Genomic DNA, 22,759 nt, shown 5'->3' with positions numbered 1-22,759 from the left:
ATAATAGGTTATAAATTTTCTTTGAATAATATTTTTTTATCAAGATAGATTTTAAGAATAAATTACTTTTCAATAATCAATGTAAATGGTCCTTCATTTGTTAATGAAATTTTCATAATCGATTTAAATTTACCTGTAAAAATTTTGTCAGATCCTAAAATACTTATTAAAGTATTATTAAAAAGGTTGTAAAGGAATTCTGCTTTAGCAGGTTCAGAAGCACTAATAAAGCTTGGTCTGTTGCCTTTTGTGGTATTAGCACAAATTGTAAATTGACTTACTACTAAAACTTCAAATTTTGTATCAATTAAAGATAGATTTGGAATATTTTTATCATCATCAAAAAATCTGAGTGAAGCTACTTTTTTTGCAAGAGCTAAAGCATTAGTTTCATTGTCATTTGTATAAACACCTAAAAAAATTAAAGCACCTTCATCTATTTGTGAATAAATTTTGTTATCGATAGAAACTGAAGCACAAGAAACTCTTTGAATGATAGCTTTCAATCTTATTTTTTAAGTGCAATATAAATATTTACAATTGAACCAATAATTCCAGCAATACCACTAATGAAGCCAACAGTTGTACTAATTTGTTCAAAAGCAGTTCTAGCAGGTATATCAGATTCACCTGGAACATAAACTTCATCACCTGGATTAATTTTAGATTTCTCAAAACTTTCCCAAGCTCCAGTACCATATTTTTGAATTATAGTCCTACCAATTTCAGAAGCAACTGTAAGTCCTCCTGCTGCATTTATATAGTATTGGTAGTCAGCTCCTTCCTTGAACTGTACCCATCCTGGCCTAATAACCCGACCTCTAACATAAACATTTTTGGGGTTAGCAGGGATAAATATCTCATCACCACTAAATAAAATTACATCTTTATTTAAATTATTATTTATAAATAAATCTATAAAATCTACAGAAACTCTATTACGTTGTAATTTACGATCATATTTGAACCTAGTAGAATCTTCAAATTTTAAATTACTATTTGAAAGTTCAGAAACCTTTGAATCACTTGTTCTATCAGCATCAAACCCAAATTTGTTTTTTTCTCTTATAATGTAAGATCCTTCTAAAGATGCCGATAATGTAAAACCTTCTGCTTCTTTAATTAACTGTGATAATTTTGTTCCTTTATCTATAATGGAATAAGTTGAAGGCTTATTTACTTCACCATAAATATTTACAACACCAGTATTTTTTGAATTAGAATTCAGAGTTGAAGGAACTACTATTTGTTCACCTCCAGTAAGTGGTATAATTGTATAATTCGAATCTTGATAATTTAGATCAATATGATTTGATGAAATTCCTATTTCAGATACTTTAGAAATTGTACTTTTAGATAAGTCTGCATCATCTCGAAATCCGCCAGATAATCGTAACATCAAATCAGCATTGTCACCTTTTGAGTAAGGAATTAAAACGTTGTTATTCACTGCACCAGATATAGAAATAACTGGTTTTGATTGATCAACTTTAGCTATTATAATTTCATCTCCTTCTCTTAATAAAGGATTATTTATTGTGTTCCCATAAGCTTTATATTTAGCTAAATCAGCAGTTTCAATAGTACCATCATTTCTTCTTATAATAATTTTTCTTGGTGCAATTTCATTTATATAAAAATCTAAGTTTTGATTAGTTTCATATTTATCTTGCAATGAATATTTATCTTGTTCAATAATTGGAATAGATTTCGCTTTGTCCTCTTTTTGTATTTGGTTAGCAAAAGCTATTGCAGTAGTAACTCTATCTGTTGCGGTCATTACAAATCTTCCAGGATTCCTAACAAACCCAGTTACAGTTACATAAATAGATCTTGGTTTTAGTAACGAAACTGAAATATTTGAATAAGCTTTTGATCTAAGAACAAATAAGGAATCTACAGTTTTTCTTAATGCTTTTAACGACTTTCCTTTTAATGAGATAATACCAAAACCTCTTGGTAATACAATTGAGTTATCTGATGAAACTATAAGAGGAACATTTGCATCATCCAAAACTGGAATTGAAAGAATTAGTTGGTCATTTGGACCGAGCATATATTCTTCTGGATCAATAACACGCTCAATTGGGTTGATAAGTGATGAGGAAATATCTTTAAATGGATTAGAAGTTTGAGACTTGCTTGAGGTGAAAATACTTTCATTACTTGCACCACCTAATTGCTTAACTCCTGAATCCTGAGCTAAACCAATATTTAATACTAATATAAAAAGTAAACTATATTTAGAAAAATAATTTATCAAAAAAATAATGAGTTAAAATTATAATTACAAAATCACTGTTCTATTAAAAATATTATTGAAAATTTTTATTCTTAAAAATAATTAAAATAATATGTTATGGAAAAAACTAAAGAAACAAATATTAAACAATCTATTCAAATAAATTTATGATAAACTTTGAGCCAAACCCTAATTTGCTTTGAACCTCAATAGTACCTTTATGGCTTTCAACAACTCTTTTCACTATAACCATACCAATTCCTGAACCTCCTTCTCGTTCAGTATAAAATGGTTGGAATATATTTTTTAATGTAAAATCATTCATTCCCTTGCCATTATCTTCAATAACTATGTTTAATACTGATTCATATTTACTTAATTGAATGTTGATTTTCCCACTTTGCCTTTCACCAATAGCTTGAATACAATTATCAATTAAATTATTAATAGCAATTGAAAATTGTTCAACATCTAAATTGAAATATAAATCATAATCTGGATAAGTTAATTGAATATTAATATTATCATTTAAAATTTCATCATACTCACTAACAATTGAAGCAAATAGCAATTTCAAATTAGCTACATTTAGTTTTAACTCATCAGTTTTTGCAACTGAAATCAAATCATAAACAATAGATTTCAACTTTTCAGATTGAGTTATAATTCTTTGAATTGGTGAATTAAAATTTGAATTAGAATTCTGAAGTTTCAATAATGTTTCAGCACTGTTTTTTATTGCACCTAATGGTGTTTTCATTCCATGAGCAATATGATGAGCAACACTTACCCAATTTATTAATCTTTCATTTTCTATAGTTTTAGAAATATCTTCAACAATTACAACATACCCAATTGAAAACCCTAACTTATTTATTATATTCCTACCTCTAAATACAAGTGTTTGAGTATCTGTGTTTTTAGCTAGAATAACCTTTGATTCAAATGGAATACCCTCTAAGAATAATGATTTCAATGACTTATTAATAATTGATAAATCTGAGTTTGAAAAATATGTATAAACGTGTTTATTTAATGGTGTATTTTCTGACAACATCAAACGTTTTAAACCAGATGAATTAATACTTTTAAGTTTTTGTGATTTCGACAATATGAGAATCCCACCTGATTCTGGTACATTTACTAGGTTTTCATATATAATTTTAATCTTTCTAAATTGAATATAACCAGACAATAAAACAAAAAACAAAACAATCAATAATGAATAACTAATAATCTTCCTCCAATATTTTGAAAACCAATTTTGTGGTTTAAAAATTGAACTAAAAACTATAGAGCCTTTATTAGAAGCTAGAATTATTCTATTTGAATCAATTTCATAGAATTCACAATTATCTGAAAGTATTAAATTGTACTCGCCTAATAAATCTAAGTTAGTATTATAAACTAAAGTAGAATCTGAAGTTGATAATGTTAAATAATTATTATTAGTTGAACCAGATGTCACTGTTCCTTGCAAAACATAATCAAAATCTAAATTTCTAATTGAATTATCTTCAATAAATTTGATTAATGGTTTTGGGTAAGATGAACTTAAAAAACTTGGAACAAGTTTTTCTTTAATGTTTAGTAAAAATGTTGAAATGTAATCAAAATCAATTTTAATATTATCAGTCAGAACTAATTTTTTTGAATCTAAAATATTAATTGTATTTGGGTATTTAGTTACTACAATTATTTTATCACTGTTAAAATCTGGAATGAGTTTGGCATGTCTTGAACCAACTAATTCAGATTCATCTAATAACTTTCCATCCACAGAACTAAGTTTCTTAATTAATATACTATTTTTTAAATTTGATATTGAGTAAATACATTTTTCTTTCAGGCTAAAAATAGCCTCGTTTAAAAAAAACTTGTTACTCCAAACTTCATTACCAGATGTGTCAAAACAAAATATACCAGAATCGCCACAAATGGTTATTAAGCCAGAATTATAATCTAATATATTATTACAAACATTTATTTCTAAATGTTTTATAGGTTTAATACTAATTTCTGGTTTGATTTGAATCTTAAAAATTTGACATTTCCCTCCAATATCAGATAAAATAATATCCTTTGAGTAAACTAAAGGAAAAAGTTTTTGATATTGAACTGAATTTAAAAATTTAAAATTTTTATCATAAACTCTAATTTGAGAAAAACTTGATTGAGAAAAAAGACCAATATATTTGTCACCATTTGGAATCAATTTTTCATTAGGAAAAATTTGACTTAAAAGTGAATTAACAGAAAAGAAATTGAAAATAATAAAAGTAAATATTAAAATGCATTTTATTTGAGAATCCAATATTTTTCTCATTTGGTTATACATTTCAATTACAATTCGGTTAAAGAAGCAATAGCATGAGCAGCAATGGCTAATTTGCTTCCAATTGAATCTAGAGTTTCATTCGTAGTTGCTTTTACTGAAACTCTATTTTCATTTAATCTTAATACTTCAGCGATCGCCTTACACATAGAATCTTTGTACTTAGATATTTTAGGAGTTTCAAGAATTAGCATAGTGTCAACATTGTAAACTTTCAAATTGTTTTCCAATAAAAGATTATTTACTCTATTTAATAATTCAATTGATTTAATATTTTTAAAAGCAGAATCTGTATCTGGAAAATGTTTACCAATATCTCCTAACCCTGCTGCACCTAAAAGTGCATCACAAATTGCATGTAGTAAAACATCTCCATCAGAATGTGCTACAGGTCCGTACTCAGATTCTGGAATATCTATTCCACCTAATCTCATCGGTAAGCCCTTTTCAAGGCGATGTATATCGTAACCAATTCCTACTAACAATGTTTAAAGTGGATTTTGTTTAAAAAATAGTTTGAAAAATTTATTTGATTTTTTTGAATTTGATTTATTTAAATCTATCATTTGAGATCAATATAAAATATTAATTGTGGATTAAAAAAGCAAATTCGTTGTTCTACAAAGATAATTAACTTACACCCTTAAATGATAGTAAAGAAAAAGATGAGAATGTAATTCTTTGTGAATAAAATAAAAAATGTAATACTGAAAATTAATTAGTACCAAAACTGAGTTACAATAAAAAATTACTTTAAAACTTTTTTTCTATATTATCGTCACTTATTTCCGAAATTTGAATCTAAATTAAATTATTTTATATAATGACAAGATTTCTTTTTAAATCAAAAATACATAGAGCAACAATTACAGAAGCTGACTTGTATTATGAGGGGAGTTTAACAATCGATATGGAACTTATGGAAGCTGCAGATATTATTGAATATGAAAAAGTTTCAGTTGTAAACGTAAATAATGGAGAGCGTTTTGAAACTTATGTTATTTCTGGTAAAAGAGGATCTGGGGTTGTTTGTTTGAACGGGGCTGCAGCAAGGAAAGGAGCTACTGGAGATGAAATTATAATTATGACATATTCTAGTATGTCAAATGAAGAAGCAAAAACTCACAAACCAACTATTGTTCATGTGAATAAACAAAATAAAATCTCTTCAATTTCAAATGAACAACTCTCAGGACGTAAATATGAATATGTTGGATAAACAGAATAATGATTTAGCTGCAATTTTAATGGCAGCTGGAAAAGGGACAAGAATGAGAAACTCAGAAAAAGCGAAAGTTATGTTTGAAGTTGGTGGCTTACCAATGATTCACCATGTGGTAAACCAAGCAATGAATAGTGGTGCTAATAAAGTTATAGTTATTGTGGGTCATAATAAAGAAGATGTTAAAGATTATCTTAAAAATGTATTTGAGGACAAAGTTGAATTTGCTGAACAATTACAACAATTAGGTACTGGTCATGCAGTTATTCAAGCAATTCCAAATTTAGAAAATTTTAATGGCGATGTTTTAATTCTCTCTGGTGATGTACCTTTACTTTCATCAGAAACAATAAAACTACTCTTTCAAGAACATTCAATTACTAATTCATCGGCAACAATATTAACAGTAATTGCAGAAAACCCAACTGGATATGGTAGAGTAATAAGAAATCAGAATAATGTTGTTGAAAAAATTGTTGAACAAAAAGATGCAAATCAGACTGAGTTATTAGTTAAAGAAATCAATTCTGGTATCTATGTATTTAAATGTAAAGAATTAAAAGAATCACTTTCAAAAATTACAAATGACAACTCTCAAGGTGAATATTATTTAACTGATGTAATTGGAAAACTAGTTGAAAAAGGTAAAAAGATTACAGCTTTTTTATCAAATAATTTTAATGAGGTTCAAGGTGTTAATACTCCTGAACATTTAGCAGAAGTAGAGAAATTTATGAGTATAATATAAGTACATTTCCAATAGAATTTCATTCTACTATTATTTATAATTACTTTTTTATTTTGTAGCTTACAATAATTAATTTAAATAATTAGTATAGTGGACTTAAAACCAAAACGTTCGGAATTCTCAGATTTATTACGGGCTTTGGGTACTATAGCTGTTATTTTCGTACATGCAAGCGGTGACGTATTGTACAATATCTCAAAAGGAGAAACATTTATCAATTCCAATCTACTATTTAACTGGTTATCCTGCAATTTCTTTAATTCTGTAACAAGGTGGGCAGTTCCAGTATTTGTAATGATTAGTGGTTCAATGTTATTAAACCCAGATAAAGATGAGTCTGTAACCCTATTTTTTAAGAAAAGATTTTCTAAAATATTCATCCCCTTTTTATTTTGGTCAGCAGTTTATGCTTTATACAGTCATGGAACCTTAATAGCTCAAGGAAAGCCTTTACCTATTGTAGATATCATCAAATCATTTTTATTTGGAGAGACTTTTCATCATTTGTGGTTTGTACCAATGATTATTGGATTGTACTTTTTAACACCAACATTCAAGGTCTTTATTAAATATGCAACAAAAAATGAAATTGAGTATTTCTTAGTTTTATGGTTTTTTGTAACTATTGTTTCAACTTATTACCCTACTTTTTTCTTAATAAAATATATTGGTTGGTTAGGATATATTGGATTGTTTGTTACAGGTTATTATTTATCTAGATACGAACTTCCATTTAAAAAAGTAATTTATGTATTTTCTTTTGTATCAATTTTAATCACATTTTTTGGAACTTGGTATTATTCAAATATAGATTACAAATTATACGAGAATTTTTTTATTTACTTAACACCAACTTGTATTTTAATATCTGTTGGGTTTTATGAATATATTAAAACAACTCAAAAATTTAACAACATAAATAATATTTATATTAACAAGCTAATACTTATTATTTCAAAAAATAGTTATGGTATTTATCTTTCACATCTCTTTATTTTAGAATATCTAAAACATGGTTACTTAGGAATTAAAATGTATAATGACAATTTTTTAAATGTAAAATTGGATTCAATAATAGCTGTTCCATTATTAGTTACATTTACTTTAATAATAGCTTTAGTTTTAGTAAATACATTGAAAAAAATCCCTTACATTAGAAGAATTGTTTAGAAATTGTAAAAATATTTTATGATATAAATTAATAATAAATTTAAATGAAATTAGAATTATTTCCAAATCCAAATCCCAAACGAGATTACACTATTATACATTCAAATCCTGAATTTACATCTGTATGCCCAATGACTGGTTTGCCAGACTTTGGTACAATTACAATTGAATATATTCCCGATAAAAATTGTGTTGAATTAAAATCTCTTAAGTATTATTTCCTAGAGTTCAGAAATAAAGGTATCTTTTATGAAGCTGCAACAAATCAAATTGCTGATGATATGATAGATTTATTAAAACCAAGATATATTAAAGTTACTGGTGAGTTTACAACTAGAGGTGGTTTGAATTCAGATATAATTATTGAACATAAATTTAATTCTAAAGGAAAATTATCAAAGAATAAATAGATGAAAAATAAAGCGATTATAACAAAAGAATTTCGATGGGAAATGGGTCATCGATTACCATTTCATAATGGATTATGTAAAAACTTACATGGTCATTCATATAGAATGATTGTATCCCTTGAAGGTGAACTAGATCTTAATGGATTTTTATTAGATTATTTTGAGTTAAAACAAATAGTCCAACCATTAGTTGATACATTAGATCATGCATTTATGTGTAGTAGTGATGATGCTACTGTATTGCATTTTCTTGAAGAACATGACATGAAAAAGTTAATAGTTGACTTTAATACAACTGCTGAAAATATTTCTTTATGGTTTGCTGAAAGTATAAAAGATGAGATTAAATCTTATAAAAATATAGATGCAATTGATGTAACAATTTTTGAAACATCCACAGCATCAGCAACTAGAAGAATAGAATTATAAATAAAAATTATTAACTTTCAAATCTTAATAATTTATATAAGAATAAATTGAAATAGGTGTAGAATTTAATAAGGATAATAAACAAATATTTCGTTCATTAAATTAGAAAATAAAATAAATGGGGCTTTTTGGAAATAAAAATATAGCAACAGAAGATCAAATTCTAAAGGAACTGTCGGTTATTCAAGACCCAGATCTTCATAGAAACATTGTTGAATTAGGTTTTGTAAAGGAAGTGAAGATTGATGGAAAAAATGTTAAAGTAGAAATACAGTTAACAACACCTGCATGCCCAGTAAAAGATCAAATGCAAGCTCAAGCAGTTTCAATATTGAATAATATTGGCTTCGAAAAAGCAGAAGTTAACATGACCGCACAAGTAATTGGTAGTAATAGAAAAGCATCTGGTGGAATATTATCTGGTGTAAAGAATACAATAGCAATTGCTTCTGGTAAAGGTGGGGTTGGCAAATCTACTGTGGCTGTTAACCTGGCTGTATCACTTGCTTTAGAAGGTAGCAAGGTCGGCTTTATTGATGCAGATATATACGGTCCATCTGCACCAATAATGTTCGGATTAAATGGAGAGCAACCAAGAATCTATCAGAATGAAAAAGGGGAAAGAAGACTTGAAGCATTAGAAAAATATGGTGTTAAAATTATGTCTATTGGGTTTATGGTAGATCCTGATCAAGCTGTAATTTGGAGAGGACCTATGGCGGCAGGTGCATTAAAACAATTTATTGGTGATGTTGAGTGGGGAGACTTAGATTACTTAATTTTTGATATGCCACCTGGTACTGGAGATATTCAATTAACACTTACTCAAACTTTACCTTTAACTGGTGCTGTAATTGTTACAACTCCACAGGATGTTGCTTTAGCAGATGCTAGAAAAGGGTTAAGAATGTTTGAAAGAGTGCAAGTGCCAGTGTTAGGGATAATTGAAAATATGTGTTATTTTATTGCTCCCGATACTGGAAAAAGATATGAAATATTCTCAAATGGTGGTGGTAAAAGAACAGCAGAAGAAATGAAAGTCCCTTTTTTAGGTGAGTTACCAATTGTACAAAATATAAGAGAAGGTGGTGATGAAGGGATTCCTGCTGTTATTAGAAATCCCGAATCTGAACAGACGCTTGTAATAAGATCAATTGCAAGGGCTTTAGCTCAACAAATATCGATTCAGAACATGAATCAATCAGCTCCAATTCAAATATTACTTGGATCAGACGATTAATTAAATTGAATATAGAAGATAAAATATTATCTGCAATCCAAATAATAAGACCATATCTGCAACAAGATGGTGGAGATATTGAATTTGTGAATTTTGAAGAATCAACTAGAACTTGTGAAATTAGGTTTATAGGTAATTGTGAAAATTGCGCTCTTGCAATTTTAACTTTAAGAGCTGGTGTTGAAAAAACTTTGATTTATTATGTTCCTGAAATTCGTAGGGTTGAAAGAGTGAAGTAGATAATTTTAAACTTTTAAAGTTATTTTTAAATTTTTATCTTAAAAAAATGAACTTGATAATTATATATTCTGTATTACTTTTACTTGGTTCATTTCTATATATTAATTTTTTCCCAATTGCTGTTGGGGTTACAAAGGAAGAAAGAAAACTTAAGACAAGAGATCAATACAAAGTGCTAAAATTAACCCATGCCCTTTTTATTGGTTTAGGGTTAGCAATTATAATATTATCTTCACATGATTTATCTTTAAGGTTAGGTAAATACTTAGGTATTCACAAGTGGTTTTGGGAAAAATTTCCAAGATCAATGTCTAGTTTAACAGATAACATAATTGATATATTGTTTGCAGGGCTTTTAGCTGCAATTAGTTTTGTAATTATTGACACATTTTCTCCAAAAAAATGGAGAAAACTATTTTAACTTTTTTATTTTACCTAAAATTTAAAATTCTTTAAAAATTCTATAATGTCAAATTTAATTTTACTTCGTCACGGTCAATCAAGTTGGAATTTAGAGAACAGATTTACAGGTTGGGTAGATGTTGATCTCTCATTAAAAGGAGAAGAGGAGGCATTGTTAGCTGGAAAAAAAATTAAAAATTTTAAAATCGATGTATTATTTACTTCATGTTTAAAGAGAGCTATTAACACAGCTGAAATTGCATTAAATGAAGCTGGAATAATTAACCTTCCAACATTTAGAGATATTGCCTTAAATGAAAGACATTACGGTGATTTACAGGGTTTAAATAAAGATGAAACAAGATTAAAATATGGTGCAGATCAAGTTCATATTTGGCGCAGAAGTTTTGATATTCCCCCTCCTGGTAAAGAAGCAGAAAGCTTAGCAATGACAATTAACAGAGTTATGCCATATTATGAAAAATACATTGAACCAAAACTTTTGGAAAATAAAAATGTGTTAGTTGTTGCTCATGGTAATTCTTTAAGAGCAATGATGTATAGGTTAGAAAACCATACACATGAAAGTATTTTAAATCTTGAAATTCCTACAGGCACTCCAATTGTTTTTGAAATGGGTGTTAATATTGAAGGCAATTTAATACCTCTTTCAAAAACTATTTTATCTATTTAATAAAAGAAATTATTTCTAAAAAATTTGAATTACTTAAATTTTAATCTTATTGTTTTTGGAATTGCCAATTAACAAAAAACTATTTTATGGAGAAAATACCAATTCACAAAAAAATACTTACAACAGCAGATGAATATCATATTATTGCCGAAGAACAATGGAGATTGTTAACTGAGTTAGATCCAATAAACGAAGAATTAGTTTTTGAATTTAAAAGGTTATCAAGAGCTTCTTTAATGTTTTATTGTAGGGCTTATTTGATACTTGATTTAATTGAAACAGATGAAGAACAAACTCTTGAAGAACTTCTAGAAATTTCATCTGAGAATATGCCTGAATTAGAAGATTATATAACTCATAATAAGGTTTTAGAAATATTAAATGTAGATTCGAATGAAAATATTTCCAAAGTTTTTGCTTGTACTGAAGTGGCAAGAACATTATTATTAGAAAGATCTAACAATGCCGCAGGTACTCTATTTGAAAGGTTTTAAGGAAAGGTAACTTGAGTTTAAAATATGTTATTTTGTTTTAATGTTGGGTATGAAATTATCCTACATTATGTAAATTTTACTCAATAATAATGATTATAAATAAAAGCAATAATTTATTTGAGAGAGCTAAAAAAGTTATTCCTGGAGGTGTAAATTCACCAGCTAGAGCTTTTAAATCTGTTGGTGGAAAACCTATATTTTTTGAATCAGCTTTTGGTTCAAATTTGACAGATGTTGATGGGAATAATTATATTGATTATGTTGGATCTTGGGGACCATTTATTTTAGGTCATAATCATCCAATTGTAATTGAAGCATTATCCAAACAAATTCTAAAAGCTGTAAGTTTTGGAGCTCCTTGCGAAGCTGAAGTTGAGCTTGCTGAATTCCTTTGTAAAAATATCCCAACTCTTGAAATGGTTAGAATGGTTTCAAGTGGTACTGAAGCAACTATGTCTGCAATTATAGTTGCAAGAGGATATACTGGTTTTGATAAGATTATAAAATTTGAAGGTTGCTATCATGGACATGGTGATTCATTTTTAATAAAAGCTGGAAGTGGACTTATGACTCTAGGAGAACCAAACTCACCAGGAGTTACTAAAGGGACAGCACAAGATACATTAGTAGCCAATTTTAATGATATTGAATCTGTAAAAAATTTGTTCAAGTTAAATGATGATAAAATAGCTGCAGTAATAATTGAGCCTATTTGTGGAAATATGGGAGTTATTAAATCTAATCCAGTATTCTTGAAAAATCTTCGAGAACTTTGTACAGAGAAAGGGACTGTATTAATTTTTGATGAAGTGATGACAGGCTTCAGAGTTGCTTTTGGTGGTGCATCAGAAGTATATGGTATTATTCCTGATATGGTTACATATGGTAAAATTATTGGCGGTGGTTTACCTGTTGGTGCATATGGTGGGAAAAGTTATTTAATGGAGAAAGTTTCTCCTTTAGGAGCTGTTTATCAAGCAGGTACTTTATCTGGGAATCCTTTAGCAGTAACTGCTGGTCTTGCAACATTGCAAACATTGATTAATGAAAACCCATATCCTAAATTAGAAGTTATTACAAATGAAATTGAAAGTCAATTAAAATATTTTGGGAATAAATATTCCATCGATAATTGTATTAATAGATCTGGCTCGATGATTACTTTATTTTTTACTAAAAGTGAAGTAGTAGATTTTAACTCTGCATCAAGTTCAGATACTAAATTGTTCGCAAAGTTCTTTAATGGTATGCTTAGTAAAGGAATTTATCTTCCCCCTTCTCAGTTTGAAGCATGGTTTGTTTCTAGTACCCATGATACTATTGCTATTGAAAAAACACTAGATGCTGCTGAAAATGTTTTTGCAACTTTGTAAAGTTTTTCAAAACCTTTTCAAATTGAGTTAATAATGTTCAATGCAAATTTAAAGTTTGATTAGATTTGTTTTTGTTTGATCTATTTTAATATTCAATCAGTTTTTAAAATTTTTAATATGTCAATTATACTTTTTATTCATGGTGCTCTAGGGAGTAAAAATCAATTTGAAAAAATAGAAAATTCTTTGGATAATAAGTTTGAAACTTATTCTATCAATTTGTCTGGCCACGGTGGAAATACTTTTAAAAATGAATTCAATATTGAAAATTTCAGTTTAGAAATAATAGAATGGATGGACAAATCTTCATTAGATAAGATAAATATTTTTGGGTATAGCATGGGTGGTTACATTGGTTTATGGTTAATGAGGTATTTCCCAGAAAGAATTGACAAATTGTTTACTTATGGAACTAAATTAAAGTGGAATAAAGAAGAGGTTCTTCTTCAAACAAAATTTCTTAATCCTGAGATCACAGAGTTAAAAGTTCCGGAATATTCAATGCAATTAAAGAACGTACACGGAAAAGAGAATTGGAAAAATGTAATGTTGAATACAGAAAAATTGATGTGGAGTTTGGCAACTAATCACCTAGAAATAGAAGATTTTCAAATGATAAAAAATGATGTTCTCTTAACTCTTGGAAGTCTGGATAAAATGGTGACATTTGAAGAAACTAAATATGTTCAAAATACTTTGATTAATTCTAAGGTCAAAGTTTTTGAAAATCAACCACATCAATTTGAGAACGTTAATTTTGAGTTATTAAAATCTGAAATTGAATTATTTTTTTAACCCCAATTAAATGCCGTTAATTAGTCAAGATAGTTTAGAAACTCAAATTAATAAAAACAAACTTTCACCAATGTATTTTTTATTTGGTGAAGAAGAATTGCTTATTGAAGATAGTCTTGAGAGCCTTGTTAGTGTTGCTGTTGAGGAAACTAACAAATCATTTAATTATGATGTTTTGAATAGCAACGATAATAATATTAACGATATTTTGGAGAGAGTAAACTCTTATCCAATTATGGCAAATAAAAGAGTTGTTGTAATCAAAGATATTGATAAATTTTACCCTACTAAATCAAAACAGGATATAAGTAATTCAATAATTAAATACTTAAAAAATCCATTAGAATTTACAACTTTAATAATGATTTCTAACAATTCTGATTTTCTTGGGAAAGGAAAATCAATTGCAAGGAATCCGTTTAATATAATAATAGAATGTTCACAATCTGTTCACTTTAAAAAAATATATGAAAGAGAATTACCTTCTTGGATTTCATTAAGGGTAAAAAAAAGAAGTAGGGAAATAGCACCAGAAGCAATTGAAGCTTTAATAAGTTATGCAGGAACATCTTTGAGAATTATTGATAATGAAATTGAGAAGTTGTTAACTTTTACTGGTTTAAGAAAAAAAATAACTTTTGAAGATATTGAGAAAATTGTAGGCTCTTCGAAAGAAAATAATATTTTTGAATTACAAAAAGCAATAGGTGAAAGAAAAATTGTCTCTTCTTCTTCTATACTTGCAAATATGCTTAGACTAGGAGAATCTGAGCAGTTAATTATTTCTATGTTAACAAGGTATTTTTCTGTTCTATGGAGGTTAACTGAACTTAAAATTAAAACACGAGATACTTTGGAATTAGGACGATCATTAGGAATTTCAAGTTTTTTTATAAATGAGTATTTAGCTGCTTGTAACAAGTTTAGTTATTCAGAAATAAAAGATACATTTAATATATTACAAAAAACTGATTTCAAACTAAAATCAACTTCGATAGATTCTGATGCTATAATGCAACTTATGCTAATTTCAATAATTGATGGAAAGGATTATATGATTTCTTAATGTAAGTAATGATAAAATATATTACATTCAAATTGAAGACTTACAAACATCCAACTTTATGAATTTAACTTTTTTTAATGCTAAGCCATATTATGATACTGATACAATTAGAGAGACTATGATGGAAGCTCTTCCAGCAAAGAATGAAGAAGTTTTAGACAGAATTCTTCAACGATATTATGAAGATGAAAACATGCACTTAATGGGAGTTTTAGATGAGGATGAAAATATGTTAGGAATAATTGGATTGAAATTAGATGAGTTGGGGATTGGAACAATTCTGCATTTAAGATCTAACAATGATAGCAATAAAAATTTAGTATATAAAGAACTTATAAACAAAATAATTTTTAAATTTAAACTAAATAAATTGAAGGGAAGAGCATCTGAACCACTTCTAATTTTTTACAAATCATTAGGCTTTTCTTCTAGGCTTATAGGTGAAAAACCACCTGGAGTAAATTGGTATGGAGTTGAATTAGAAATCAATCAATAAAATATCTTTAAGAAATTATTTTTAGATAAATTTAAGTTAAGTTAAATTATCACTTTTAAAATTCATCCATTCATGATATAATGGATTGTTACCATTACCAACCATTCGGGAATGTTTAATAGCTCCATGAACATAATCTTTAGCCTTTTTTATTGAACTTATCAAATTATATCCTTTTGCTAAATTCCCAGCAATAGCAGATGAAAGCGTACATCCAGTACCATGAACATCTTGAGCTGCAATATGTGGTAAGCAAAACTCATAATAATTTTCACCATCAAATAATATATCAATACAATTTCCATTAAATATTAAATGACCTCCTTTAATAAGTACATTTTTAACTCCTATTTTGTGAATAATTTTTATAGACTCTTTCATATCATCTAAAGTTAAAATTTTCATATTAGAAATTATAGAAGCCTCAATTATATTTGGTGTTAAAATAGTTATTATTGGAAAAAGTAGATTCTTTTGAGCAATTATTGAGGTATCTTTTACTAAAGAATCACCACTAGTAGAAACTAATACAGGATCAAGTACAATAGGAATTTTATATTCTAATTTAGAAATTTCAGAAACAATTTGTTTTACAATATCAGAACTAGAAAGCATTCCAATTTTTATTACATCAATTTTAAAATCATCAATTATTGATTTGAATTGTGAGGCAATAACATTTAATGGCAAATCAAAAACGTCGTCAACTCTTAAAGTATTTTGAGAAGTAACAGAAGTTATAACAGAAACACCATAAACATTTAAGGCTGAAAAAGTTTTTAAATCCGCTTGTATCCCTGCACCTGCTCCACTATCAGAACCTGCAATAGTCAATGCTATCATATATCTAATTGTACTTTATAATTTATTGAAAATAGTGTATTAAATAATTTAAAAAATAATATAAGGAAATAAAGAAATTAAGTTATTTATTTTTGGGAGAATAATTTTTAAATTATTGAAATTCAACTAATATAAAACTATATGAAATCATCTATCCAAAAGAAAAAGAATTTAACTTCAAAATTACATGAAGAGTCAATTTTATCTGTCCAGAAAGTTGGTGAAGTAGTTTCAAAGCCAGTAGAATTTAAAACAAATGGTGATTTAAACTCTTTTGAAGAATATAAAAAAATATACCATAAGGCTAAGAAAAATCCTAATAAATTTTGGGGTGAAATTGCAAATAAATTGTACTGGAAAAAACCTTGGACTAATGTTTTAAAATGGAAACCACCATTTGCAAAATGGTTTATAGACGGAAAAACTAATTTATCTTACAATTGTTTAGATGTCCATTTAGCAACATCAAGAAGAAACAAAGCTGCAATAATATTTGAGAATGAAATTGGTGGAACCCGCACTTTAACTTATTCTCAGCTCCATACTGAAGTATGTAAATTTGCAAATGTATTATTATTATTAGGGATAAAAAAAAATGATACAGTAGGGATTTATATGGGTATGGTTCCAGAAGCAGTGATTGCAATGTTGGCTTGTGCTAGAATTGGAGTAATTCATAACGTAGTGTTTGGAGGGTTTAGTGCAGAAGCTCTAAAAGAAAGAATGATAGATTCTAATGCCAAGTTAATTGTAACAACTGATGGCACATACAGAAAAGGTGAGTTAGTTAATTTAAGAAAAACTGTAGATAAAGCAACTAAAGAATTAGTTGAAATTCAAAGTATAATAGTACTCAATAGAAATTCTTTGAAAATTAAATTGGATAAGAATAGAGAATATGATTGGGATGATTTAATGAAAAATGTAAACGAAAAAAATGAAGCTAAATGGTTAGATAGTGAACACCCTTTATTTGTGTTATACACTTCTGGATCAACTGGTAAACCAAAAGGGATATTCCATACTTTAGGAGGCTACATGACTTGGGTTTATTATACTTGTAAAAATGTTTTTGATTTATCTGATAACGATATTTATTGGTGTACAGCAGATATAGGTTGGATAACTGGACACTCCTACGTTACTTACGGACCATTGTTAAATGGAGCAACAATTTTTATGTATGAAGGTGCTTTGAATTATCCTTCTGCTGATAGGATATGGGATATTATTGAAAGGAATAAAATCAATATTTTGTATACTGCACCAACTGCAATCAGATCATTTATGCGACTAGGAGATGAAAATCCAAATAAACATAATTTATCATCATTAAGGTTATTAGGTACAGTTGGAGAACCAATAAATCCAGAAGCATGGTTATGGTATTTTAATGTTATAGGAAAAAAAAGATGTCCTATTGTTGATACTTGGTGGCAGACTGAAACAGGTGGAATAATGATTTCATCATTACCTGGAGCAACTCCAATGAAACCAGGCTCTGCATCATTGCCATTACCTGGAATACAAGCAGATGTTGTAAGGCGTGATGGAAGTTCTTGTAAACCAGATGAAGGTGGATTATTAGTAATCAAATCTCCATGGAGCTCAATGTTAAGGAATATTTGGGGTGATAAAGAAAGATATAAAAAAACTTATTTTGGAGACTTCAAAGATTGGTATTTTACTGGTGATGGAGCAAGAAAAGATAAAGATGGCTACTTTTGGATCATGGGTAGGGTTGATGATGTTGTAAATGTTTCAGGTCATAGGCTCGGTACAGCAGAAGTTGAATCTGCTTTAGTTTCTCATAAGTCTGTTGCTGAGAGTGCAGTAATTGCAAAACCCGATGAGATTAAAGGTAATTCTCTTGTTGCTTTTGTTACTCTTAAGGTTGGAACAAAAGCAACTACTGAACTTAAAGAAATATTGAAAAATCATGTTAGTTCTGAAATAGGATCTATTGCAAAACCAGATGAGATTAGATTTACAGATTCTCTACCAAAAACTAGATCTGGTAAAATAATGAGAAGGCTTTTAAGAGAAATTGCAACTAATGGTCATATTATTGGAGATACAACTACACTTGAAGATTATTCTTCGTTGGAAAAACTTAGAGATGATGAAGACTAATTTACAATTGGATCAACATTAAATAAGTACCTTTATAGTTTCTACCAATATTAATTTTTATTTCAAAAAAAATCTAATTTACATTTAAAGAATTTATTTAGAAATAATTTAAATCTAAAAAAAAAAATCATATTTAATTTTTATAAATGCACTTACTTGGAATAACTTCAAGACTCCCTTATCCTTTAACTGATGGTGCAAAAATTTGCATGTACAGAATTATTAAAGGTTTGTCTGAACTTGGTCATACAGTTGATATTGTTGCAATTGATGAAATTGATATTGATGTAAAATATATGGATTCATATTGCAAAATATATAAAGTATTAGAAAAACCTATTTCAAGAGATATTGGAGCTTTGTTAACTTTATTTAGTAAAAATCCATACACACAAATTAAAAAAAATCACAAATCAGCTTATACTTTAATAGACTCACTTGTAAAAAAAAATAATTATTCTGCTGTATATTCAGATCAATCACATGTAGCTCAATATGGATCTTATGTCAAAAAAAAATATAATATTCCATTTGTATTAAGGTTTCATAACATGGAACACGAAATATATGAAAGGGTAGCAAAGAATGAAAAAAATATACTATTTAAAAATTATTTAATTCAACAATCAAAAAAATGGAAAAGGTTTGAAATCGAACAAGCTACACTTGCAGATGCTTCTGCAACTATAACAGAAAGGGATAAGATTACATTGCAAAATTATGTTCCCAATGCTGTTGTTAATACGGTAACGGCATCTATTGATTTAAATGATTTCCCTTATTCAAGTATTGAGAATAGAAAACAAAATACATTATTAATGATTGGGAGTGATATGAATTGGGCTCCAAATAAAGATTCTGTTGTTTGGTTTGTGAACAAGATATTACCCTTAATTTTAAAAGATAGCCCTGATACAATTTTCTATTTGGTTGGTGATAATCCTCCATTGGATGAATTACCTTTGCCTAATAAAAACTTTGTGATGCTTGGTAAAAATTCGAATATTAAAGAATTGTATTCTACAATTTCTGTTGGTATAGTTCCACTTAGATTAGGTGGAGGAATGAGAATAAAAATACTTGAAATGATGTCAGCAGGTATGCCGTTTGTAAGCACTTCGATTGGTGCTGAAGGTAATTTTGCAGCTCCTAATGAACATTATTTATTAGGAAATACTGAAATCGAATTTGCAAAATCTACTATCCAGTTATTAAAAAGTAAGGAATTACAGAATATACTATCAATAAATTCAAATGAATTTGTTCATAAGAATTATTCAGATAAAAGTACTATCAAGGTATTTGAGGAATTGCTCACAAATGCAGTTTTAAATTTTAATAAAAACGTCAAAAATTGAATCCATTGATTTAGAAAATATGACAATAAAAAATAGAGTTCAAGCTTTAGGTGCGCATACTTCAATAGCTGGAGGGTTGCATTTAGCAATTGAAAATTCAAGGATTTTTAATGGAACTGCATTGCAAATATTTTCAAAGAATAATAATCAATGGCAAGGTAAGGTAATAACACATGAAATGATAGATTTGTGGAATGAAGCATTATCTAAATCTCCTATTAGAGAAATTGCAATTCACGATTCTTATCTCATTAATTTATGTTCACCTGATGATTCTACTTTAGAGAAATCGAAAGAAGCATTTTTAGATGAACATTTAAGAGCAGAAATGCTTGGCATCAGATTGTTAAATTTTCACCCAGGTGCCGCTGTAACAAGGTCTTTAGCAGAATCAATTTCTTTAGTAGCTGAAAATATTAACATTATTCATGATAAAACTAAAAATCAGAGAACAATTTCTGTAATAGAATTAACTGCTGGACAAGGTACCACCTTAGGATCAAAATTTGAAGAGGTTGCAGAAATTATTAATTTGATTGAAGATAAAAATAGAGTTGGAGTTTGTATAGACACTTGTCACATCTTTGCTGCTGGATATGATATTAGAACTAAACTATCTTATGAGAAAACGATTGAAGAATTTGATAAAATTATTGGGTTAAACAATCTAAAATTAATTCATTTAAATGATTCTAAACAAGGGCTTGGATCTAGAAAAGATAGACATGAACATATTGGTAAAGGAAATATTGGTATCGATGGGTTTAAGTTTATTATGCAGGACAATAGGTTAATAGATGTTCCAATGGTTATTGAAACACCAAAGGAAAAAGAGTTATTAGAAGATATTGATAATATAAAATTATTGAGAAGTTTGGCTTTACATCTGGATTAGATTAACATTTTAATCCTTAAAAAAGTATTCAATTATATTGGATTTGTAAAATAAAATATAAAAAAAGTAATAATTAATAAGAAAGTATAGCTTAAAATAACTAAATAGCTTTATAATTTTTGATTGGTTGATAATTTTAAGTTGTTTAATGGATGATACATTAACCACCTAAAGATACACCAATAATTTTACCAATTCCATATGTGATAGAAGCTGCAATCAAACCAAATATCACTTGTCTGAACCCTGAGTACCAAATACTTTTCCCAGTAAATAGAGTAATAGATGAACCAATTAAAAAAAGACCAATAGCACTTGAAACTGAACTAATTAAAACGGCTTTTAATCCACCTGTAAAGAAAAATGGGATTACTGGAATTATTGCACCAATTGCAAATAATACAAAAGATGTTATTGCAGCTTCCATTGCTGAACCTTGTAAATCTTCTTTATTAATACCAAGTTCTTCTCTAATTAAAACTTCATGAGCAAGTTCTTTATTCCCAATAATATCTCTTGCCATTTGTTTTGCTTGATTTTCTGGAATTCCTTTAGTCATATATATTAATGCTAATTCTTGTTCTTCACCTTTTGGATTATTTTCTAATTCTTCAAGTTCTAATTGCATTTGATTTTCAAATAATTCTTGAGAACTCTTAACTGAAATCCATTCACCTAAAGCCATTGATAAGGCACCTGCTAAAAGCCCTGCTAGTCCTGTTAATAAAACTTCACTACTTCCATTTGTAGCACCAGCAATTCCCATAACTAAACTAAAATTTGATACTAAACCATCGTTACCTCCTAACACTGCAGCCCTTAAAGCATTTCCACCAACAGATCTATGACGCTTTTCAAAACGAGCGAAGTTCGATCCTGGGATTATATCTTTCCCTTCTAAAATGTTTGTTAGAATTTTCACATGAGCTGTATCTGAAATAGAACTAACCGAGTTATTTTTATTTCTTGCATTTTGAATTGAAGAACTAATATTTTTTTCAGTATCAAGAAGAACACCTAATATGTAATCATAACCAAACATTTTTCCAATCAATTTCAATAATCTTGCTCTTATAGATGGTAAAATTTCTTGAGTTAAATCTAAATTATTTTTTTTCATAAAGGCATGAGCATGCCCAAGTTCTATTTCACTCATCTGAGTAAATATATTTGATATATTTAAATCCTTTTCATTTTCAGCTAACACTTTATAAAGAAAACTAGCATCTATTTCTGTTTGAATGTTTTTTAGATTAATCATTTTTTAAAGTTGTAAATTATAAACATAGTTTATTGAAAATATAATTTTAGTAACTTAAAATTATGGAAACTAATTACATAATTCTAAAATTTAAATGTGAATAGAAATTATAGTATTTAACAAATTTAGATGTAATCAAAAGTTAACTAATTTGAGAATTAATTTCGTTGAAAAATTGATGATTTTAAGAAGAATTAACTGATTTATTGTGTCAAAATACTTGTAAAAAAGCCAAAATATCTCTGGCACATTTGTATAAAATTTTGTATATTATTGATGTTGGAAATCCCAATAACAAAGTGATATTTTTAACAATTTAAATTTAATTTGGTAGAAAAATGAAGTAGAAATTCAGTTCTCAGGCAATTCTTCCAGTTATTGTTTTATCAACATTGGTTTTAAGTAGTTGCGATACTATTACACAGCTTACTCAAATAAACGTACCAATGACAATTATTATTCCAATTAATGCAAAGCTTTCATTATTACCTTTTATCGGAGTAAATAATGTAGATATAAATAGTAACTCATCATTTAATGACAATAAAGCAAGGATTAAAGGTGTAGATCTGACTAAAATTGGTTAGCAGTTAGTTTCATATGTTGGAACCCCAGATAAATCAATTGCAATTTATAGTAAAATTGATTATACTCTTCAATTTGATTCTCAATATGGAGATAATACAGAATACACAATAGGGTTTTTTGAGAATGTAAAACCTACAGATTTGAAGGGGATTGAGAAAATTTTTGATGTTACAAATGCTGCTTTAAAATCAGCATTAGATTTTCTTGCAGATAAACCAAAAATTACTATAAAATCGAAGTATACTCTTCAAAATGGAATAGATAAAATTGAAACCATGACCTGGTAGTCTGAAGATTACTTTTAATATGGTTGCAGGATTATAGA

The 22,759-nt window shown here is 28.0% G+C and carries 25 protein-coding genes; 19 read left to right on the top strand and 6 right to left on the bottom strand.

Annotation, left to right across the window (positions count from 1 at the left end):
- Positions 1-62 precede the first annotated feature (62 nt).
- The 4 genes from IPP08_10040 to IPP08_10025 all read right to left on the bottom strand — a co-directional run bounded on the left by IPP08_10040 (position 63) and on the right by IPP08_10025 (position 5,062).
- A complete protein-coding gene (locus IPP08_10040) occupies positions 63-506 on the bottom strand; it encodes a D-tyrosyl-tRNA(Tyr) deacylase (GenBank protein QQS66099.1) in 444 nt (147 codons plus the stop codon).
- 2 nt (positions 507-508) lie between these two features.
- Complete coding sequence (locus IPP08_10035) at positions 509-2,263, bottom strand: SLBB domain-containing protein (GenBank protein ID QQS66098.1); 1,755 nt, start codon at positions 2,261-2,263, stop codon at positions 509-511.
- 130 nt (positions 2,264-2,393) lie between these two features.
- On the bottom strand, positions 2,394-4,568 hold the full coding sequence (locus IPP08_10030) for an ATP-binding protein (protein QQS66097.1): 2,175 nt from the start codon (positions 4,566-4,568) through the stop codon (positions 2,394-2,396).
- A gap of 17 nt (positions 4,569-4,585) precedes the next feature.
- The gene (locus IPP08_10025; GenBank protein ID QQS66096.1) at positions 4,586-5,062 is read right to left on the bottom strand and encodes a 2-C-methyl-D-erythritol 2,4-cyclodiphosphate synthase; all 477 of its coding nucleotides are present in this window, start codon (positions 5,060-5,062) and stop codon (positions 4,586-4,588) included.
- Between the two features lie 338 nt (positions 5,063-5,400).
- Between IPP08_10025 and IPP08_10020 the strand changes: the two genes are divergently transcribed.
- From IPP08_10020 to IPP08_09955, 14 genes are all read left to right on the top strand, one after another.
- Complete coding sequence (locus tag IPP08_10020) at positions 5,401-5,796, top strand: aspartate 1-decarboxylase (protein QQS66095.1); 396 nt, start codon at positions 5,401-5,403, stop codon at positions 5,794-5,796.
- On the top strand, positions 5,786-6,547 hold the full coding sequence (locus tag IPP08_10015; GenBank protein QQS67871.1) for an NTP transferase domain-containing protein: 762 nt from the start codon (positions 5,786-5,788) through the stop codon (positions 6,545-6,547). The genes IPP08_10020 and IPP08_10015 overlap by 11 nt, the downstream gene beginning before the upstream one ends.
- 90 nt (positions 6,548-6,637) lie before the next feature.
- Positions 6,638-7,717 (top strand): acyltransferase family protein, encoded by a 1,080-nt coding sequence (locus tag IPP08_10010; GenBank protein ID QQS66094.1) that lies wholly within the window; start codon positions 6,638-6,640, stop codon positions 7,715-7,717.
- 44 nt (positions 7,718-7,761) lie between these two features.
- Complete coding sequence (gene queF, locus IPP08_10005) at positions 7,762-8,127, top strand: NADPH-dependent 7-cyano-7-deazaguanine reductase QueF (protein QQS66093.1); 366 nt, start codon at positions 7,762-7,764, stop codon at positions 8,125-8,127.
- On the top strand, positions 8,128-8,556 hold the full coding sequence (locus IPP08_10000; GenBank protein ID QQS66092.1) for a 6-carboxytetrahydropterin synthase: 429 nt from the start codon (positions 8,128-8,130) through the stop codon (positions 8,554-8,556).
- 118 nt (positions 8,557-8,674) lie between these two features.
- The gene (locus IPP08_09995; GenBank protein QQS66091.1) at positions 8,675-9,796 is read left to right on the top strand and encodes an Mrp/NBP35 family ATP-binding protein; all 1,122 of its coding nucleotides are present in this window, start codon (positions 8,675-8,677) and stop codon (positions 9,794-9,796) included.
- A 5-nt stretch (positions 9,797-9,801) separates the two neighbouring features.
- Complete coding sequence (locus IPP08_09990; protein QQS66090.1) at positions 9,802-10,035, top strand: NifU family protein; 234 nt, start codon at positions 9,802-9,804, stop codon at positions 10,033-10,035.
- A gap of 47 nt (positions 10,036-10,082) precedes the next feature.
- A complete protein-coding gene (locus IPP08_09985) occupies positions 10,083-10,457 on the top strand; it encodes a hypothetical protein (GenBank protein ID QQS66089.1) in 375 nt (124 codons plus the stop codon).
- A 45-nt stretch (positions 10,458-10,502) separates the two neighbouring features.
- On the top strand, positions 10,503-11,132 hold the full coding sequence (locus IPP08_09980; GenBank protein QQS66088.1) for a 2,3-diphosphoglycerate-dependent phosphoglycerate mutase: 630 nt from the start codon (positions 10,503-10,505) through the stop codon (positions 11,130-11,132).
- 86 nt (positions 11,133-11,218) lie between these two features.
- Positions 11,219-11,626, top strand: coding sequence for a hypothetical protein (locus IPP08_09975; GenBank protein ID QQS66087.1), 408 nt, complete (start codon positions 11,219-11,221; stop codon positions 11,624-11,626).
- Between the two features lie 86 nt (positions 11,627-11,712).
- Positions 11,713-12,999, top strand: coding sequence for a glutamate-1-semialdehyde 2,1-aminomutase (gene hemL / locus IPP08_09970; GenBank protein QQS67870.1), 1,287 nt, complete (start codon positions 11,713-11,715; stop codon positions 12,997-12,999).
- A 117-nt stretch (positions 13,000-13,116) separates the two neighbouring features.
- Positions 13,117-13,794: an alpha/beta fold hydrolase gene (locus tag IPP08_09965; protein QQS66086.1), complete on the top strand. Its 678-nt coding sequence runs from the start codon at positions 13,117-13,119 to the stop codon at positions 13,792-13,794.
- Between the two features lie 10 nt (positions 13,795-13,804).
- Positions 13,805-14,860, top strand: coding sequence for a DNA polymerase III subunit delta (gene holA / locus IPP08_09960; protein ID QQS66085.1), 1,056 nt, complete (start codon positions 13,805-13,807; stop codon positions 14,858-14,860).
- A 58-nt stretch (positions 14,861-14,918) separates the two neighbouring features.
- Positions 14,919-15,356 (top strand): hypothetical protein, encoded by a 438-nt coding sequence (locus IPP08_09955; GenBank protein QQS66084.1) that lies wholly within the window; start codon positions 14,919-14,921, stop codon positions 15,354-15,356.
- 36 nt (positions 15,357-15,392) lie between these two features.
- On the opposite strand, the gene thiD is transcribed toward IPP08_09955, so the two are convergent.
- On the bottom strand, positions 15,393-16,199 hold the full coding sequence (thiD, locus tag IPP08_09950) for a bifunctional hydroxymethylpyrimidine kinase/phosphomethylpyrimidine kinase (GenBank protein QQS66083.1): 807 nt from the start codon (positions 16,197-16,199) through the stop codon (positions 15,393-15,395).
- A gap of 141 nt (positions 16,200-16,340) precedes the next feature.
- On the opposite strand from thiD, the gene acs reads away from it, so the two are divergent.
- The 3 genes from acs to nfo all read left to right on the top strand — a co-directional run bounded on the left by acs (position 16,341) and on the right by nfo (position 20,585).
- Entirely contained in the window at positions 16,341-18,332 is a 1,992-nt protein-coding gene (gene acs, locus IPP08_09945; protein QQS66082.1) for an acetate--CoA ligase, read from the top strand.
- 146 nt (positions 18,333-18,478) lie between these two features.
- Entirely contained in the window at positions 18,479-19,690 is a 1,212-nt protein-coding gene (locus tag IPP08_09940) for a glycosyltransferase (protein QQS66081.1), read from the top strand.
- Positions 19,691-19,709: 19 nt separating this feature from the next.
- The gene (gene nfo, locus IPP08_09935) at positions 19,710-20,585 is read left to right on the top strand and encodes a deoxyribonuclease IV (GenBank protein ID QQS66080.1); all 876 of its coding nucleotides are present in this window, start codon (positions 19,710-19,712) and stop codon (positions 20,583-20,585) included.
- A 160-nt stretch (positions 20,586-20,745) separates the two neighbouring features.
- On the opposite strand, the gene IPP08_09930 is transcribed toward nfo, so the two are convergent.
- Positions 20,746-21,846, bottom strand: a complete 1,101-nt coding sequence (locus IPP08_09930; protein ID QQS66079.1) for a VIT1/CCC1 transporter family protein — start codon at positions 21,844-21,846, stop codon at positions 20,746-20,748.
- A 392-nt stretch (positions 21,847-22,238) separates the two neighbouring features.
- Here IPP08_09930 and IPP08_09925 point away from each other — a divergent pair, with 392 nt between their 5' ends.
- Together IPP08_09925 and IPP08_09920 are read left to right on the top strand one after the other, a co-directional pair.
- A complete protein-coding gene (locus IPP08_09925; protein ID QQS66078.1) occupies positions 22,239-22,433 on the top strand; it encodes a hypothetical protein in 195 nt (64 codons plus the stop codon).
- Positions 22,434-22,574: 141 nt separating this feature from the next.
- A complete protein-coding gene (locus tag IPP08_09920; GenBank protein QQS66077.1) occupies positions 22,575-22,721 on the top strand; it encodes a hypothetical protein in 147 nt (48 codons plus the stop codon).
- Positions 22,722-22,759 lie beyond the last annotated feature (38 nt).

Source organism: Chlorobiota bacterium (genome assembly GCA_016700335.1).
In the GTDB taxonomy this organism is placed as follows: Bacteria; Bacteroidota; Ignavibacteria; order OLB7; family OLB7.
This window is presented reverse-complemented; position numbering and strand designations above follow the sequence as displayed.

What these genes read in the sequence shown, in the direction of transcription:
- IPP08_10030 (QQS66097.1), bottom strand. Translation starts at nt 4,568, where the DNA reads ATGAGAAAAATATTGGATTCTCAAATAAAATGCATTTTAATATTTACT.
- IPP08_10020 (QQS66095.1), top strand. Translation starts at nt 5,401, where the DNA reads ATGACAAGATTTCTTTTTAAATCAAAAATACATAGAGCAACAATTACA.
- IPP08_10015 (QQS67871.1), top strand. Translation starts at nt 5,786, where the DNA reads ATGTTGGATAAACAGAATAATGATTTAGCTGCAATTTTAATGGCAGCT.
- queF (QQS66093.1), top strand. Translation starts at nt 7,762, where the DNA reads ATGAAATTAGAATTATTTCCAAATCCAAATCCCAAACGAGATTACACT.
- IPP08_10000 (QQS66092.1), top strand. Translation starts at nt 8,128, where the DNA reads ATGAAAAATAAAGCGATTATAACAAAAGAATTTCGATGGGAAATGGGT.
- IPP08_09995 (QQS66091.1), top strand. Translation starts at nt 8,675, where the DNA reads ATGGGGCTTTTTGGAAATAAAAATATAGCAACAGAAGATCAAATTCTA.
- IPP08_09985 (QQS66089.1), top strand. Translation starts at nt 10,083, where the DNA reads ATGAACTTGATAATTATATATTCTGTATTACTTTTACTTGGTTCATTT.
- IPP08_09980 (QQS66088.1), top strand. Translation starts at nt 10,503, where the DNA reads ATGTCAAATTTAATTTTACTTCGTCACGGTCAATCAAGTTGGAATTTA.
- IPP08_09975 (QQS66087.1), top strand. Translation starts at nt 11,219, where the DNA reads ATGGAGAAAATACCAATTCACAAAAAAATACTTACAACAGCAGATGAA.
- IPP08_09965 (QQS66086.1), top strand. Translation starts at nt 13,117, where the DNA reads ATGTCAATTATACTTTTTATTCATGGTGCTCTAGGGAGTAAAAATCAA.
- holA (QQS66085.1), top strand. Translation starts at nt 13,805, where the DNA reads ATGCCGTTAATTAGTCAAGATAGTTTAGAAACTCAAATTAATAAAAAC.
- IPP08_09955 (QQS66084.1), top strand. Translation starts at nt 14,919, where the DNA reads ATGAATTTAACTTTTTTTAATGCTAAGCCATATTATGATACTGATACA.
- thiD (QQS66083.1), bottom strand. Translation starts at nt 16,199, where the DNA reads ATGATAGCATTGACTATTGCAGGTTCTGATAGTGGAGCAGGTGCAGGG.
- acs (QQS66082.1), top strand. Translation starts at nt 16,341, where the DNA reads ATGAAATCATCTATCCAAAAGAAAAAGAATTTAACTTCAAAATTACAT.
- IPP08_09940 (QQS66081.1), top strand. Translation starts at nt 18,479, where the DNA reads ATGCACTTACTTGGAATAACTTCAAGACTCCCTTATCCTTTAACTGAT.
- nfo (QQS66080.1), top strand. Translation starts at nt 19,710, where the DNA reads ATGACAATAAAAAATAGAGTTCAAGCTTTAGGTGCGCATACTTCAATA.
- IPP08_09930 (QQS66079.1), bottom strand. Translation starts at nt 21,846, where the DNA reads ATGATTAATCTAAAAAACATTCAAACAGAAATAGATGCTAGTTTTCTT.